16 protein-coding genes are annotated in these 15,696 nt (G+C 53.4%); 8 read left to right on the top strand and 8 right to left on the bottom strand.

The window, feature by feature from the left end; genetic code table 11:
- Window positions 1-125: 125 nt before the first annotated feature.
- Both fetA and fetB read left to right on the top strand, forming a co-directional pair.
- The gene (fetA, locus tag NNO08_RS00255; protein ID WP_271455942.1) at window positions 126-797 is read left to right on the top strand and encodes an iron efflux ABC transporter ATP-binding subunit FetA; all 672 of its coding nucleotides are present in this window, start codon (window positions 126-128) and stop codon (window positions 795-797) included.
- Window positions 790-1,569 (top strand): iron efflux ABC transporter permease subunit FetB, encoded by a 780-nt coding sequence (gene fetB, locus NNO08_RS00250; protein ID WP_271441940.1) that lies wholly within the window; start codon window positions 790-792, stop codon window positions 1,567-1,569. Before fetA ends, fetB begins: the two co-directional genes overlap by 8 nt.
- A gap of 94 nt (window positions 1,570-1,663) precedes the next feature.
- Here fetB and NNO08_RS00245 read toward each other — a convergent pair whose 3' ends face one another.
- From NNO08_RS00245 to tesA, 3 genes are all read right to left on the bottom strand, one after another.
- Window positions 1,664-2,518: a co-chaperone YbbN gene (locus tag NNO08_RS00245; RefSeq protein WP_271441941.1), complete on the bottom strand. Its 855-nt coding sequence runs from the start codon at window positions 2,516-2,518 to the stop codon at window positions 1,664-1,666.
- Between the two features lie 59 nt (window positions 2,519-2,577).
- Window positions 2,578-3,348: an SDR family oxidoreductase gene (locus tag NNO08_RS00240; protein WP_271441942.1), complete on the bottom strand. Its 771-nt coding sequence runs from the start codon at window positions 3,346-3,348 to the stop codon at window positions 2,578-2,580.
- 163 nt (window positions 3,349-3,511) lie between these two features.
- Window positions 3,512-4,129, bottom strand: coding sequence for a multifunctional acyl-CoA thioesterase I/protease I/lysophospholipase L1 (tesA, locus tag NNO08_RS00235; protein WP_271455941.1), 618 nt, complete (start codon window positions 4,127-4,129; stop codon window positions 3,512-3,514).
- Between tesA and ybbA the strand changes: the two genes are divergently transcribed.
- From ybbA to NNO08_RS00205, 6 genes are all read left to right on the top strand, one after another.
- Window positions 4,097-4,783: a putative ABC transporter ATP-binding protein YbbA gene (ybbA, locus tag NNO08_RS00230; protein WP_271441944.1), complete on the top strand. Its 687-nt coding sequence runs from the start codon at window positions 4,097-4,099 to the stop codon at window positions 4,781-4,783. The two genes, tesA and ybbA, sit on opposite strands and share 33 nt — an antisense overlap.
- Entirely contained in the window at window positions 4,780-7,194 is a 2,415-nt protein-coding gene (gene ybbP / locus NNO08_RS00225) for a putative ABC transporter permease subunit YbbP (RefSeq protein WP_271455940.1), read from the top strand. The genes ybbA and ybbP overlap by 4 nt, the downstream gene beginning before the upstream one ends.
- Window positions 7,195-7,382: 188 nt before the next feature.
- The gene (locus NNO08_RS00220; RefSeq protein ID WP_271441946.1) at window positions 7,383-8,516 is read left to right on the top strand and encodes a porin; all 1,134 of its coding nucleotides are present in this window, start codon (window positions 7,383-7,385) and stop codon (window positions 8,514-8,516) included.
- A gap of 275 nt (window positions 8,517-8,791) precedes the next feature.
- Entirely contained in the window at window positions 8,792-9,622 is an 831-nt protein-coding gene (locus NNO08_RS00215; RefSeq protein ID WP_271455939.1) for a MetQ/NlpA family ABC transporter substrate-binding protein, read from the top strand.
- 62 nt (window positions 9,623-9,684) lie between these two features.
- Window positions 9,685-10,701 (top strand): virulence-associated ABC transporter ATP-binding protein SfbB, encoded by a 1,017-nt coding sequence (gene sfbB, locus NNO08_RS00210; RefSeq protein ID WP_271455938.1) that lies wholly within the window; start codon window positions 9,685-9,687, stop codon window positions 10,699-10,701.
- Entirely contained in the window at window positions 10,694-11,353 is a 660-nt protein-coding gene (locus NNO08_RS00205; protein WP_005125237.1) for a methionine ABC transporter permease, read from the top strand. Before sfbB ends, NNO08_RS00205 begins: the two co-directional genes overlap by 8 nt.
- On the opposite strand, the gene mnmH is transcribed toward NNO08_RS00205, so the two are convergent.
- From mnmH to ppiB, 5 genes are all read right to left on the bottom strand, one after another.
- A complete protein-coding gene (gene mnmH, locus NNO08_RS00200) occupies window positions 11,354-12,439 on the bottom strand; it encodes a tRNA 2-selenouridine(34) synthase MnmH (protein WP_271455937.1) in 1,086 nt (361 codons plus the stop codon).
- Window positions 12,440-12,535: 96 nt separating this feature from the next.
- On the bottom strand, window positions 12,536-13,603 hold the full coding sequence (purK, locus tag NNO08_RS00195) for a 5-(carboxyamino)imidazole ribonucleotide synthase (protein ID WP_271455936.1): 1,068 nt from the start codon (window positions 13,601-13,603) through the stop codon (window positions 12,536-12,538).
- Window positions 13,600-14,109: a 5-(carboxyamino)imidazole ribonucleotide mutase gene (gene purE, locus NNO08_RS00190; RefSeq protein ID WP_005125240.1), complete on the bottom strand. Its 510-nt coding sequence runs from the start codon at window positions 14,107-14,109 to the stop codon at window positions 13,600-13,602. The genes purK and purE overlap by 4 nt, the downstream gene beginning before the upstream one ends.
- A 240-nt stretch (window positions 14,110-14,349) precedes the next feature.
- Entirely contained in the window at window positions 14,350-15,072 is a 723-nt protein-coding gene (gene lpxH, locus NNO08_RS00185; protein ID WP_271455935.1) for a UDP-2,3-diacylglucosamine diphosphatase, read from the bottom strand.
- Window positions 15,073-15,074: 2 nt separating this feature from the next.
- Window positions 15,075-15,569 (bottom strand): peptidylprolyl isomerase B, encoded by a 495-nt coding sequence (ppiB, locus tag NNO08_RS00180; RefSeq protein WP_003021875.1) that lies wholly within the window; start codon window positions 15,567-15,569, stop codon window positions 15,075-15,077.
- Between the last annotated feature and the right edge of the window lie 127 nt (window positions 15,570-15,696).

Below are 15,696 nucleotides of genomic sequence, written 5' to 3'. Positions count from 1 at the left end.
CTCCTGTTGTGCTGTCCTTTACTGCCTCATTAATCAAATTATACCCGATTTATCAAGGTGGGCTCCCCTATAATAAATTACAGGGATAGACTGTCTGCACGAAAGAGGTAAAAAAGGGATTGGTAATGGAAGAAAGCAGAATGCTGCTTCAGTTAAAGAATGTCGCCTGGCAGGCGGGAACAACGAAAATTCTTAATAACATCAGTTTTAATCTTAATGCCGGAGAATTTAAGCTGATTACCGGCCAGTCCGGTTGCGGTAAAAGCACGTTGTTGAAAATTGTCGCGTCGTTAATTAGCCCGAGCGCGGGTGAGATTATCTTTGAGGGCAAGGAGATAACGACCCTCAAGCCGGAAGCGTATCGTCAGCAGGTCTCTTATTGCGCGCAAACGCCCGCTTTGTTTGGTGACACCGTTTACGACAATCTCATTTTCCCCTGGCAAATCCGCAATAAAAGTCCGGATCCAGATGTGTTTCTGACCGATCTGGCCCGCTTTGAGTTACCCGAGACGATCCTCAAAAAAAACATCAATGACCTGTCCGGCGGCGAAAAGCAGCGCGTCTCGTTAATTCGTAATTTGCAGTTTCTGCCGAAAATCCTGCTGCTTGATGAAATAACCAGCGCGCTGGATGAAGCCAACAAACGGAATGTGAATGAGCTAATTCACCGCTATGTGCGCGATAAGAATATTGCTGTGCTGTGGGTGACGCACGACAAAGATGAAATTAATCATGCGGATAATGTCATTATCCTTCAGCCGCATGCCGGAGAAATGCAGGAAGTAAGCAATGAATGAGCATAATATTACCAATGAATCACTGGCGTTAGCGATGATGCTGGTGGTGGTGGCGATGCTGATCAGCCATAAAGAAAAACTGGCACTGGAAAAAGATATTCTCTGGAGCGTTTGCCGGGCGGTTGTCCAGCTTATTATCGTAGGCTACGTGCTGAAATATATTTTCGGCGTAAACCACAGCATTCTGACCTTAGTGATGGTGCTGTTTATCTGCTTTAACGCCGCATATAACGCGCAAAAACGCAGTAAATATATTGATAAGGCTTTTATCTCCTCATTTATCGCTATTACCTCGGGGGCGGGGGTCACGCTGGCCGTTTTGGTGCTGTCAGGCTCCATCGAGTTTGCACCGATGCAAGTGATCCCGATTTCCGGCATGATCGCCGGGAATGCGATGGTGGCCGTCGGGTTATGTTACAACAACCTGGGGCAGCGCTTTAGCAGTGAGCAGCAGCAAATTCAGGAGAAATTAAGCCTCGGCGCTTCTCCGAAAGTCGCGTCCGCGCCGCTTATTCGGGACAGTATTCGCGCATCGCTGATCCCAACGATCGATTCCGCAAAAACCGTCGGGTTAGTAAGTTTACCGGGGATGATGTCAGGATTGATCTTTGCCGGTATCGATCCGGTAAAAGCGATTAAGTATCAGATTATGGTGACGTTTATGCTGCTTTCTACCGCCAGCCTGTCGACCATTATCGCCTGCTATTTAACCTATCGGAAGTTCTATAATTCGCGCCACCAGTTGGTGGTGACGCCATTAAAGAAACCGTGATGTGATGCCGGATGGCGGCTACCGCTTATCCGGCCTTCGAGAGTGGTATTTGTCGGCCCGATAAGCACAGCGCCATCGGGCAAAATGAAACGGATTAGTACAACAGTGCGTACAGCTGACGACGATATTTTGACGCCAGCGCATCACCGGTACCTAGCGCAGCGAGGATCTCCTGGAAGGTCTTACGTGCCTGACCATCAGCCGCCGCGAGATCTTTCTTCAAATGGCTGAACAGGAGTTCCAGTGCTTCTTCGTTACGTCCAACCTGGTGCAATTGAATAGCCAGTTGCGTTGCCAGTGCTGCATCCTGTGGGTTATTCGTAACCTGTTGCTGTAACTGCTGAATTTCTGGTGTATCAGCCGCCTGCTTCAGCAGTTCAATTTGCGCGACCAGCCCCTGATAACGGGTATCCTGATCCTGCAATGGGATGGTTTTGAGTACAGCTTCAGCATCTTCAGTACGATTCAGCGCAATTTGCGTTTCCGCCAGCAGCAGACCAATTTCGCTGCTCTGGTTGGAGATTTGCCACGCTTCTTTCAACAGTGGCAGGGCGTCGGCGTGGTTACCCGCTTCAATAAACTCAATTGCCTGGCGTGCTTTCAGCTCTTCTTCACTCGGCAATACTTTTTCAAGCAGTGCGCGGATAACCTCTTCCGGCTGCGGTCCCTGGAAGCCATCGACCGGCTGACCGTTCTGGAACAGGTAAACCGTTGGAATTGCGCGTAGACCAAACTGAGACGCGATCATCTGTTCGGCGTCACAGTCCAGCTTGGCAAGAATAAACTGGCCGTTGTACTGTGCAGCAAGGCTCTCCAGTACCGGCGTTAATTGCAGACAATGTTGGCTACGTTCAGACCAGAAATAGAACAGGACCGGGGTGGTCATCGACAATTCAAGGGTCTGCTGCAGATTTGATTCGTTAATATTGACAATATTTTGTGCGGACATGGAGTCACTCTCTATTCGTCTATTTGTTTCTACATGGGGGCTGACGAGCAGGCTTCAACTCAGCCGTGTAAAATTTTGTCCATTGCGCGGCCCGGGAGCAGGCGTTTGAGAAACGTCACAGCCCAGGTCACCAGCGTAACGGGATAACGCAATTTGGGTTTGTCGCTCTCAAAAGCATGGCGCACTTTGGCGACAACGGCCTCCGGACCCAATGTAAACCGAGCAGCAATACCGGGGTTCTCGACGGGCTTATCACTCTGGGTCTGGTTGACGTTTTCAGTAAAGCGGGTGCGAATGGGGCCGGGTTCAATCAGGCTGACCTTAATTCCGCTATGGCGAAGTTCCATCCGTAGCGCATCGGACCAGGCTTCCAGCGCATATTTGCTGGCGGCATACGCGCCTCGCCCTGGTGTGGAAATTAATCCCATGACTGAAGAGGTCATCACAATACGCCCTTCGCCATGAGGTAACATGGCGGGTAGCAGGCGCATAGTGAGCTGATGAGCGCCAAAAAAGTTGGCGGAAAACTGCTGTTCCATTTGCTCGCGGCTGATGGTGGACAGTGGGCCGTAAACGCCAAATCCTGCGTTGTTAAAGATCCCATACAAACGGTTTTCGGTCAGGGCGATCACCTCATCGGCGGCGCGATCCACGCTTTCTGGTGAGTCGAGATCCAGCAATATGCCGGTAAATCCCATGCCGTTCATGCGCGCGACATCCTCAGGTTTGCGGCAGCCAGCCAGAATTCGAAAACCCTGGCGTTTAAGCTCAAGCGCACTTTCCAGGCCAATACCACTGGAACATCCTGTTATTAAGACCGATTTTTGCATAACTTTACCTGTCAGGATCTCCGTTGATTTACGAGTCGTGATTTACTATATCCGTCATACTTCAAGTTGTCTGTGCGTTGGCTACGCTCGCTCACCCCAGTCACATAGTTATCTATGCTCCTGGGAACTCTCTCACTTGCCGCCTTCATACAACTCGAATTATTTAGGATAGAAAAGGGGTGAGATGTTTCGCCATCCAGTCGGCAATAAACGGCTGGGCGTCACGATTAGGATGGATACCATCATCCTGCATCCATTGGGGTTTCAGATAGACCTCCTCCATAAAAAAGGGCAGCAGAGGAATATCAAACTCTTTGGCAAGCTTGGGATAAATCGCGCTAAAGGTTTCATTATAACGGCGACCGTAGTTTGCTGGCAGACGAATTTGCATCAGCAGCGGTTCGGCATTCGCCGCTTTTACGTCCTGCAAAATGGTACGCAGGGTTTGTTCAGTTTGGGCAGGTGCAAACCCGCGCAGGCCATCATTGCCACCCAGTTCGACCAGCACCCAGCGCGGCTGATGTTGTTTCAGTAATGCGGGCAGACGGGCCAGACCCTGCTGCGAGGTATCGCCGCTAATACTGGCATTTACCACCGGTGTTTTGCTGTGCCATTTATCATTAAGCAGTGCAGGCCATGCCGCACTGGCTGACATACGGTATCCGGCGCTCAGGCTGTCACCCAGAATAAGTAACGTGTCCGCTGCGGCGGCGCGGAAAGTTAACAGAACCAGGAACAGGAAAGGCAAATGCCAGCGGAAAACATTGTTGAAGTTCATCATCTTAAGAAATCCGTCGGTCAGGGTGATCACGAGCTATCCATCCTTACCGGAGTTGAACTGGTTGTCAAACGCGCCGAGACCATTGCGCTGATTGGCGAATCAGGATCGGGGAAATCTACGCTACTGGCGATCCTTGCCGGGCTGGACGATGGCTCCAGCGGTGAAGTGAGTCTGGTGGGACAGGCGCTGCATACCATGGACGAAGAGGCTCGGGCGCAGTTACGGGCGCGACATGTTGGCTTTGTCTTCCAGTCATTCATGTTAATTCCAACGCTGAACGCACTGGAGAACGTTGAGCTTCCTGCACTGTTGCGGGGAGAACACAGTGGGAAAAGCCGCGATGGTGCGAAAACGCTGCTTGAACAATTGGGGTTGGGAAAACGTCTCGATCATCTTCCGGCGCAGCTTTCCGGTGGTGAGCAGCAGCGTGTGGCGCTGGCAAGGGCGTTTAATGGGCGCCCTGATGTCCTGTTTGCCGATGAACCTACGGGCAATCTGGATCGGCAGACTGGGGACAAAATTGCCGATCTGCTGTTTTCTTTGAACCGCGAGCACGGCACGACCCTGATTCTGGTGACGCACGACCCACAACTGGCGGCGCGCTGCGATCGGCGTTTACGTCTGGTGAACGGGCTGTTGCAGGAGGAGGCATGATAGCACGCTGGTTCTGGCGCGAATGGCGCTCGCCTTCATTACTGATAGTCTGGCTGGCACTGAGTCTTGCGGTGGCCTGTGTCCTTGCGCTGGGTAATATCAGCGACCGGATGGAAAAAGGTCTGAGCCAGCAAAGTCGCGAATTTATGGCGGGTGATCGGTCGCTGCAAAGTTCACGAGCACTCCCGAAAGCATGGATTGACGCGGCGCGACAGCGTGGCCTGAAGGTGGGGGAACAGCTCACCTTTGCCACCATGACTTTTGCCCGCGATACGCCGCAACTGGCGAACGTCAAAGCAGTGGATGATGTGTATCCGATGTACGGCTCGTTGCAGACCCATCCGTCGGGGCTGAAACCACAGCCAGGCTCGGTGCTGCTGGCACCGCGTTTGATGGCGCTGCTCAACTTAAAAATCGGAGACCCCATCGACGTTGGCGATGCCACGTTGCGCATTGCGGGTGAAGTGGTGCAGGAGCCTGACTCTGGTTTTAATCCGTTCCAGATAGCGCCGCGTCTGATGATGAACATGGCGGATGTTGAAAAAACGGGGGCGGTCCAGCCGGGAAGCCGGGTGACCTGGCGCTATAAATTTGGCGGGACACCGCAGCAATTAGAAGGCTATGAAAAGTGGCTGCTGCCACAACTGAAGCCAGAACAGCGCTGGTATGGGCTGGAACAGGATGAGGGGGCACTGGGGAAATCGCTTGAGCGTTCGCAACAATTCCTGCTGCTGTCGGCGCTGTTAACGCTGCTGCTGGCGGTGGCCGCGGTTGCCGTAGCGATGAGCCATTATTGCCGTAGTCGTTACGACCTGGTGGCGATTCTGAAAACACTCGGCGCGGGCAGGGCGCAGCTGCGCAAGCTGATTATCGGTCAGTGGCTGATGGTGCTGGTACTGTCTGGTGTAACCGGGGGGCTGTTTGGGCTGTTATTTGAACGTGTCCTGGTGGTGTTGCTCAAGCCGGTTCTGCCCGGCGAGTTGCCGCCTGCCAGCCCCTGGCCGTGGCTGTGGGCATTAGGCACGATGACGGTCATTTCCCTGTTAGTGGGGCTACGTCCTTATCGATTGTTGCTGGCGACACAGCCATTGCGGGTACTGCGTCGTGATGTCGTCGCCAACGTCTGGCCACTGAAGTTCTATTTGCCTGTGGTATTGATCGTTGTGGTCGCGCTGCTTGCCGGGCTGATGGGGGGGAGCATGCTGCTGTGGGCGGTGCTGGCCGGCGCGGTTGTACTGGCGCTCTTGTGCGGCGTGCTGGGCTGGATGCTGCTCAACGTACTGCGTGGTCTGACGTTAACATCACTACCGCTACGTTTAGCGGTCAGTCGACTGTTGCGCCAGCCGTGGTCGACGCTGAGCCAGCTATCGGCCTTTTCGCTGTCCTTTATGCTGCTGGCGCTGCTGTTGGTACTGCGTGGCGATCTGCTCGATCGCTGGCAGCAGCAAATGCCGCCAGAAAGTCCCAACTACTTCCTTATTAACATCGCCAGCGAGCAGGTAGTGCCGCTGAAAGCGTTCCTGTCTGAACATCAGGTGATCCCGGAGTCGTTCTATCCCATCGTGCGGGCGCGTCTGACGGCGATCAATGACAAGGCAACCGAAGGTAATCAGGACGAGGCGCTTAATCGTGAACTGAATCTGACCTGGCAGGATACCCGGCCGGATCATAACCCGATTACCGCCGGAAGCTGGCCGCCAAAAGCGGGTGAAGTGTCGATGGAAGAGGGGCTGGCGAAGCGCTTAAACGTGAAGCTTGGCGATCGTGTGACCTTTATGGGCGATACCCAGGATTTCAGTGCCACGGTAAGCAGTCTGCGTAAAGTGGATTGGGAAAGCCTGCGGCCGAATTTCTTCTTTATTTTCCCTTCCGGTGCGCTCGACGGGCAGCCGCAAAGTTGGCTGACCAGCTTTCGCTGGGAGAACGGCAATGGCATGTTGACGCAGCTTAACCGCGAATTCCCAACCATCAGCCTGCTGGATATTGGCGCCATCCTCAAACAGGTCAGTCAGGTCCTTGAGCAGGTGAGTCGTGCGCTGGAAGTGATGGTGGTTCTGGTCACTGCTTGCGGCATGTTATTGCTGCTGGCGCAGGTTCAGGTGGGGATGCGTCAACGTCATCAGGAACTGGTGGTCTGGCGTACGCTGGGCGCGGGTAAGAAATTGCTGCGTACTACGCTGTGGTGCGAGTTCGCCATGTTGGGGATGGTCTCCGGCCTGGTGGCGGCCATCGGTGCGGAAACGGCGCTGGCGGTTCTGCAAACCAAAGTTTTTGATTTCCCTTGGGAACCTGACTGGCGACTGTGGGTAGTCTTACCCTTCTGTGGGGCGTTGCTACTCTCCCTATGCGGTGGATGGCTCGGCTCGCGTCTGTTAAAAGGCAAAGCACTTTTCCGTCAGTTCAGTCATTAATTCATTTCCTTGATGAATGCGCACCGATTTTGCCATCGGTGCGTATTTTTTTGTCTATAGAGCACAAATTGATAACCCCTTGATATTTAACAGCACAAATCAATAAAAACCAGACAACACGAGAGTATTAATAAAAGTTAATATTTGTATGCTGAATAATTGGCAGGCTATCTATCAAGGTAAAAATAATGACTATAAAAAAAACAGCGCTGGCAGTATCGATCGGCGCAGCAGTGGCATTAACGACTTTCGCCTCTCAGGCGGAAATCACGGTCCTGAAACAAGATCCGCAGGCGGGCAATCCGCTGAGTCGTCTTAACTTCACCGTTGGCGGGAGTATTCGTCCACAGTTCCAGAATATGGCTGGCGATGATGGTAAGAATGGTTACAAACGTAATGGTTTCGATGGCGGTACTCGTTTCCGTTTCGCTGCTGATTACTATCTGTTTGATGACATCAGTTGGGTGAGTTACTACGAGCTGGGCGTTAACTTCCCGGCCATGTTCAACTGGGATAATCACTATGCTGACGGCGCCAACGATACCACGCGCCGTATGTTGTACACCGGTCTGAAGAGCGCGACCTGGGGTACGCTGACCTTCGGTCAACAGAACAGCATCTACTATGATGTGGTTGGCGCGAAAACGGATATCTGGGACTACGACATGATCGGTCAGGCACCAGGTAACGGGATCAACGGCGACTATGACGGTTCATATCGTACACGTAAATCACTGAAGTATAAAAACACCGTGGGAGATGTTGATCTCTACGCTTCTTATCTGTTCAGCGATGACTACAACCCGAATAACGGCCTGCGTTACAAACGTAAAGGCGGCGGTTCACTGGGTGTGGATTATCACATTACGGATGACCTGACCTGGGGTACGGCGTGGAACTACACCCGCGCGGAGATGCGTGGCAACACCAGCAAAACCTACGATCAAAACATCGTCGGTACTGCACTGAGCTGGAAACCGGACAACTGGACCTTCTCAATGGGCGGCGGCTGGTACCAGAACTTCATGACCACCAAAAAAGTGTCTGTAAACGACTACTTTGCGGGTGATGCCTGGGGTCTGGAATACTTCGCGGGTTACACCTTCCCGGTGGGTCAGTATGCGCTGAAATCTGTTCAGCCTTACGTCATGGGCGATCGCATTGAATACGTGAACGGTCGTAACTACCTGCGTACCGATAACGGTCTGGGTATCAGCTTCCAACTGGACTACGGTTTCCGTGTTGATTATGAACACGTCTTTACCTCCAGCACCGACAACCTGGGTGATATGAACCTGGTTCGTCTGCGTTACGACTTCTAATCGAACCCCTGCCGCCCGATACGCTTGCGCTTATCGGGCCTGGGAGTGCAGGGGGATCGCGTTATTTGTAAGCCGGATAAGGCACGTGTGTCGACATCCGGCTTTTTCATGCCTTCTCTCATTTAAAAACATACTCTGCAACATCATGAAATAATTTCAAGGACAGCAGGTTGTGATCTGTGTCATGTTAACAATCAGCCTGTTAACAGGCCAACAAGAACAACGCCGCAAGAACGGCGTGAGACATTACACCACAACGTTAAAATGGAGAGATTATGGGATTGCGTCAGAGTTTACGCGTCGCGACCGGGGCACTGTTGCTGGCCTGCGGATTACAATTTGCTCATGCGAATAGCGACCCGCATACCATCGTGTTTGGCGTCGCACCGGGTCCGTATGGTGATATGGTAAAGCAGGCTATTGCACCGACGCTGAAAGAAAAGGGCTACAAGGTGGTGGTGCGCGAATTTAGTGACTATGTTCAGCCAAACATGGCACTCTCCAACGGCAGCATTGACGCAAACCTGTTTCAGCACTCGCTTTATTTTGACAAATTCACTGCCGATAAAGGGTTGAAATTGAGTAAGCTCATCGTTGTTCCAACGGCGGGGATGGGTTTTTACTCGCATAAAATCAAAAGTCTGGATGAACTGAAGAAAGGTGATGTCATCACGCTTTCTAACGATCCGACGAACCTGGCTCGCGGTTTGCGCTTCCTGCAATCTATCGACCTTATCACCATCAAAGACAATATTGATCCCACTAAAGCCTCTGAACGTGATATCGCCAGTAACCCGAAAGGGCTGGTGTTTAAACCGCTGGAAGCTGCGCAGTTGCCGCGTACACTGGATGGTGTGACCGGCGCACTGGTTAACGGTAACTTTGCGGTTGCGGCAAAACTGGATCTCGCCAGTGCGATCAAGCAAGAGCACCTGGATGAAAACCTGAAAAATATCATTGCGGTACGCAGTGAAGATGCAGGTAAACCGTTCGCCAAAGACATTGTTGAAGCGGTGAAATCTCCGGCTTATCGTGCGGTGATAGACGATCCGCAAAACATCTACAGTGCCTTCCAGAAACCGGAATGGATGACGGCAGCCCAATAATCGCTGCGCTTAAAGTTTAACAGGGCAGCAACGACTGCCCTTTTCGCATTTCTGAGGTCGGTATGATTGAGATAGATAAGGTTTGCGTGGATTTCAGCGCAGGCCGAGGACCGTCAACCCGGGCGGTAGATGAGGTCAGCCTGCGCATCGGCGCAGGTGAGATATTTGGCATTGTGGGAACCAGTGGGGCGGGGAAAAGTACGCTGTTGCGTACCCTGAACGCCTTAACGCGCCCAAGCCAGGGAAGCGTGAAGGTGAACGGTGTTGAAATTTCAGCGCTGGAAGGAACGCACTTACGTAAGGCCCGTCAGCGTATTGGGATGATTTTTCAGCATTTTAATTTGATGCACACCCGCACGGTGGCGCAAAACGTTGCCTTCAGCCTGAAGGCTGCCGGATGGGAGCGCAGCAAGATTGGTCCACGCGTCACCGAGATTCTGACGCTGGTCGGACTGTCTGATAAGGCGAACCGTTTTCCGGTTCAGCTCAGCGGGGGCCAGAAGCAGCGCGTTGGCATTGCCCGTGCGATTGCTAATCATCCGGATGTGTTGCTGTGTGATGAACCCACTTCCGCGTTAGATCTCGAAACCTCGGCCACGATTCTGGCGCTGCTTAAGCAGATCAACCAGCAGTTGGGGATCACGATCGTGCTGATCACTCATGAGATGAACGTGATCAAGTCGATTTGCGATCGCGTGGCGGTCATGTCCGGTGGCAAGGTGGTGGAGTCAGGTGAGGTGTTTGATGTCTTTGCCCACCCGCAGCACGCTTTTACTCAGCAACTGGTCTCGCACACGCTTAATCTGACACTCCCGGAGCGCTTGCGGCAACATCTGCCAGGGCAACTGCTGAAAATTTTGTTTATCGGCGACTCAGCGGAACAGCCAGTGCTGTCTGAAGTGGCGGTAAAGTTTGGCGTGGCGGTAAATATCCTGCACGGCAAAATTGAGTATATCGGTGAGCGTGCGCTGGGTATTTTGGTCGTGCAACTGACAGCGCCGCATAACCCTTCGGCGGTCGATGCCGCTGTGGAACATATTCGTCAACGTACCGCACAGGTGGAGGTGATTCGTGGATGATTTATTGCCGGATTTGACGCTGGCGTTTAATGAAACCTTCCAGATGCTGAGTATCTCAACCGTGCTGGCGATCGTTGGCGGCCTGCCGTTAGGGTTTCTTATTTTTGTCACCGACCGGCATTTATTCTGGCAGAACCGTTTCGTGTATCTGCTCAGTTCTGTGCTGGTGAACATTATCCGTTCGGTACCGTTTGTGATCCTGTTGGTGCTGTTGCTGCCGTTAACCCAGTTTCTGCTCGGGAACACCATCGGACCGATTGCGGCGTCTGTTCCGCTCTCTGTAGCGGCGATTGCGTTTTATGCCCGACTGGTGGATAGCGCGTTACGTGAGGTTGATAAAGGCATTATCGAAGCCGCGGAAGCGTTTGGCGCCAGCCCGATGCGTATTATCTGCACCGTGCTGTTACCGGAAGCCAGCGCGGGATTACTGCGTGGGCTGACGATAACGCTGGTGAGTCTGATCGGTTACTCCGCGATGGCTGGGATCGTGGGTGGTGGCGGGGTAGGCGACCTGGCTATTCGCTTTGGTTATTACCGCTACGAAACCCAGGTCATGATTGTTACGGTCGTGGCGCTGATTATTCTGGTGCAGGTCGTTCAGGTGTTGGGCGACTGGCTGGCAAAACGCGCAGATAAGCGCGACAGACACTGATCACTGTGCGTTAAGCCATTCGGCAACATCCTGCCACGTGCCGCGAAAGACGATTTTCGCGGCTTTCTTTTCCAGTTGATAGCGATACATCGGGTCGTAATACTCGTTGAGTAACGGCACCAGCCAGCCCATATGAGCGTCGGTGCTGCCTGTCGTCTGCTGTTCGCGCAGGGCAACGTCGAGCTGCGCGGTTAGCTCCGCAAAGCGTTGTAACCCCAGACGACGGCGGATGGCGAACAGGCCGTGATGCAGATAGTCACTGTACTCCTGCCAGCCCTGATTTTCCCCGTAAGCGTGGGTAAAATCGTGGTGCATGCGCACGAAATACTCCTCGCGCAGCCGTTCCAGACGCAGTTCAAAAGGATCGTCCACCACCGCAATGGATGCCTCGGTCATGCGCTCGCGCAGGCATTCGGGCAGATGGTTAGCGCCGATCATCCGGCCTTCATCTTCCAGCACCCACTGGCGCAAATCCTGTCGGCTGTCCGTTTTGAGCATTTCGACCGCCAGCAGATTTTCAAAACTCGCCTGGCTCAGCTGCGGTTCCACGGTACGTCCAAACGAGGAACCGCGATGATGTGCCAGACCTTCGAGATCCACGCCATTTGGCTGCTGTTGCACCAGTTGCGTTTTACCGTTCCCGGTACAGCCGCCAATCAGGAAGATAGGTTTTTGCACCAGCGTTTCCGTCAGCTGTATCGTCGCCTGACGCAGTGCCTTGTAACCGCCTTTTACTAGCGGGTAGTCAATGCCGGACTCGTGCAGCCACTGCTGCACAATATGCGAGCGCTGGCCACCGCGGGCACAGCACAAGTATCCCTCTGGATGCTGGCGACAGGCTTCCAGCCAGGCGTTCATTCGCTGCTGGCGGGTTTCACCCGAGACCAGTTGGTGGCCCAATGCGAGTGCCGCCTCTGGTCCCTGACGTTTATAGCAGGTCCCGACGGCGGCGCGCTCGTCATCGTTCATTAGGGGGAGGTTGATCGCACCCGGCATCGCACCCTGTTGAAATTCGACGGGGGCGCGTACATCGATTAAAGGCGTACCGGCGAGCAGAATCGCGCGATAGTCCGTTCCATCGTTCATGTTCAGTCCTGAAAATACAAAACAGCAATGGAGGGGATTTTACGCGCCTGAAGAGGGGCCGGGGAAGGATAAAATCAACTCCCCGGCATTAATGGCTTATTTCAGCTTTGATTGCGCCCAGATAATTCCGCTGGCATATTCCGGCGGCAGTAGGGGAATTAACGCTTCAAGCGTGGCATTTAGACGTGCAGTATCGCTGTCGCTCAGGTTCAGGTGGCCGACCTTACGCCCTTCGCGCACTTCTTTGTCGTACCAGTGCAGATGGACCAGCGGCAGTTTCAGCCAGTCATAGTTCAGGTCGCTGCCAATCAGGTTTACCATCACCGAAGGATTGTTCACTACCGGCGTCGGTAACGGCAGGTTGGTAATGGCGCGCAGGTGCAACTCGAACTGGCTGATGCTGGCACCGTTTTGTGTCCAGTGCCCGCTGTTGTGCACGCGAGGTGCCAGTTCGTTAATCAGCAGACCTTCCGGGGTAATGAAACATTCCATCGCCATCACGCCGACATAACCCAGCGACTGCATGATGGCGGAAAGCATCGCTTCGGCCTGTTCCTGCTGTCTGGCGTTAGACTGCGGGAAGACCACGCTGGTACGCAGAATGCCGTCCTGATGCAGGTTGTGGGTCAGCGGATAGAAAACCGTGCTGCCGTCGTGTGCGCGAGCGCCTACCAGTGACACTTCGCCCGAGAAGTTAATGCCCTGCTCGACGATACACTCGCCGTAGCAATCACCCGGCAATTGTTCCGTTTCATTCGCGCGTAAACGCCACTGACCGCGACCGTCATAGCCGCCAACGCGACGTTTAACAATCGCCAGCTCGCCCAGTTTGTCGAATACCGCAGGCCATTCGCTTTTCTCTGCCAGCAGTTGCCACGGCGCGGTTGCCAGGTTGAGTTTGTCAAAAAGCTGCTTTTGCGTCAGGCGGTCGGCAATAATCGGGAAGACATCACGATTCACGAACGCCGGATGGCGCGCCAGCTCGCGGGTTAACGCGGTTTCCGGCCAGCGCTCGATCTCAGCGGTAATGACGCTTTGCTGAAAGGGAACGGCGGTGGGTTCGGCATCCAGCCCGACTGGCCAGACCGCAATGCCCAGCGGCTCGCCGGCCTGACGCAGCATGCGCCCTAACTGGCCGTTACCGAGTACGCAGACCTGCTTCATGCCGCACCTCGCGGGTCTGGGTTCTCCAGTACCTCATCGGTTTGTGCTTTGCGCCAGTCGCTTAGACGCTGATGTAATGCTTTGTCGTGTGTTGCCAGAATTTGTGCTGCCAGCAGGGCCGCATTTGCCGCACCCGCTTTCCCGATCGCCAACGTACCCACAGGGATGCCGCGTGGCATCTGCACGATCGAATAGAGGCTATCTACACCGCTCAACGCTGCGCTTTGTACCGGAACGCCTAACACGGGGACCAGCGTTTTCGCTGCAATCATGCCCGGCAGATGCGCTGCACCGCCAGCACCCGCAATAATGACCTGATAACCGTTTTCTTCAGCACTTTCGGCGAAGCTGAACAGTTTGTCAGGGGTACGGTGGGCTGAGACGACTTCAACATGGTGTGGAACGTCCAGCATTTCGAAGATTTCGGCGGCGAACTGCATGGTAGCCCAGTCGCTTTTGGACCCCATCACGATGGCGACACGCGCCGGATTATTGCGGGAAGACATGCGTCTAAAAACTCCTGTGGGTGTGCTTCACACTGCTTTAGAGGCGAGAGAGAATAGCACGTTTTAAAAACAAGGAAAACGATTGCGTTGCTTTACACTTCACTCTTCAAGCTGCCTCTTTGTTGGCTGCATTTGCTCACCCCAGTCACTGACTTTTGTAAGCGCCAGGGGACTCACAGATTTGCCGCTTCGATGCAACTCGAATAGTTTTGTGTAAAGAGGAGTTGGGTATCTGCAGAATTAAAATGGAAAAGCGATCAGTTCAACGTCGTCAGGTGTGACTTTAATCATCGAACCTTCGGTATGCCAGGCACCTAACACCACGCGGAAAGCGGGTTGCGCATTGGCCGTGAGTTCGTGGACTGCCGGGCGATGGGTATGACCGTGAATTAACCACTGGACCTGATGTTTCTCCATTTCAGTAATGACGGCCTGTGGATTTACATCCATGATCTCCAGCGACTTGCTGCTATTGGCCGCTTTGCTGTTGGCACGCATCTTCGCGGCAATACGTTGGCGAATGAATAACGGCAGGGAGAGAAACAGTTTTTGTAGCCAGGGCTGATGAACCTTCGCGCGAAACGCCTGATAGCCAGCATCGTCGGTGCACAATGTGTCGCCATGCATGATCAGTACGTTGCGACCATACAGGTTGAGCACTTTTTCCTGAGGTAACAGGGTCATGCCGCTCTCACGGGCAAAACGCTTGCCGATCAGAAAATCACGATTGCCATGAATGAAAAAGCAGGGAACACCGGAATCCGCCAGCGCTTTTATCGCTGCGGCCATTTCACGATGTAGGGGATTGGGATCGTCATCGCCTATCCAGGCTTCAAACAGATCGCCAAGAATGTACAGCGCATCGGCCTTTCGTGCATCGCCGGCTAAAAAACGCAGAAAACCGGCGGTGATCGCCGGTTCTTCCGTGCAGAGATGGAGATCTGCAATAAACAGTGTCGTCACGATTACTCGCTGACGGTCACGTTTTCGATGATAACGTCTTCTTTTGGTACGTCCTGATGCATACCGCTGCGACCGGTGGAAACGCCTTTGATTTTATCAACGACATCCATACCTTCAACAACTTCAGCGAATACACAGTAACCCCAGCCCTGCATGCTTTCGCCGGAGAAGTTCAGGAAGTCGTTGTCAGCAACGTTGATGAAGAACTGAGCTGTCGCGGAGTGCGGAGCCTGAGTACGCGCCATTGCCAGCGTTCCACGGGTGTTTTTCAGACCGTTGTTGGCTTCGTTTTTGATAGCCTCTTTCGTGGCTTTTTGCTTCATGCCCGGCTCAAAACCGCCGCCCTGGATCATGAAACCGTTAATAACACGGTGGAAAATGGTGTTGTTGTAAAAACCTTCGCGGCAGTAGTCCAGGAAGTTTTTAACTGTTTCAGGCGCTTTATCATCAAACGTTTTGATTACGATATCGCCGTGATTAGTGTGGAAAGTAACCATTTTTGCATCCTGTTCCGATAGAGTGGTGCTTCGACCCTGGTCAGGGTCACATGATAGGGGCTTGTTATAGCATAACCGCAAGGTTCGATCACCTTGCAAAGTGTGCTGCTTCGGGGCCAATTTATAG

This window comes from Citrobacter sp. Igbk 17 (assembly GCF_028069775.1).
In the GTDB taxonomy this organism is placed as follows: domain Bacteria; phylum Pseudomonadota; class Gammaproteobacteria; order Enterobacterales; family Enterobacteriaceae; genus Citrobacter.
Note: the sequence above shows the minus strand (reverse complement) of the source record. Positions and strands in the feature narration are given on the sequence as shown.